Here is a 244-nt window from a genome sequence, read left to right as displayed (position 1 = left end):
CACTGATCTTGTGCCCCATCCGGGCGAGGGCGGTCGCCACATGCATGGAAACGGTCGATTTGCCTGCACCGCCCTTTTCGTTCCCGACGACGATGATATGCGCCATAGTTTGTCCCTTGGTGACCCGCGGTTGATCCGCGGGCGCTCTTTATCGGCAACTCTATGTTGCGGCTGTCATTTTGAAAAGCGCCCCAGCCCGTGAATTGACGCGGTGGGGGCGCATTTGTCACGTTTTGAGCCGGGG

1 protein-coding gene is annotated in these 244 nt (G+C 59.4%); it reads right to left on the bottom strand.

Features of this window, described 5'->3' with window-relative positions; genetic code table 11:
• Positions 1-106: division plane positioning ATPase MipZ (locus A3728_RS22490; protein ID WP_150120871.1), on the bottom strand; the 106-nt coding region annotated here is incomplete at its 3' end.
• Between the last annotated feature and the right edge of the window lie 138 nt (positions 107-244).

This window comes from Sulfitobacter sp. HI0040 (genome assembly GCF_001634885.1).
Lineage (GTDB): Bacteria > Pseudomonadota > Alphaproteobacteria > Rhodobacterales > Rhodobacteraceae > Sulfitobacter.
The sequence above is the reverse complement of the archived record's forward strand: the minus strand, read 5'-3'. Positions and strand labels throughout refer to the sequence as shown.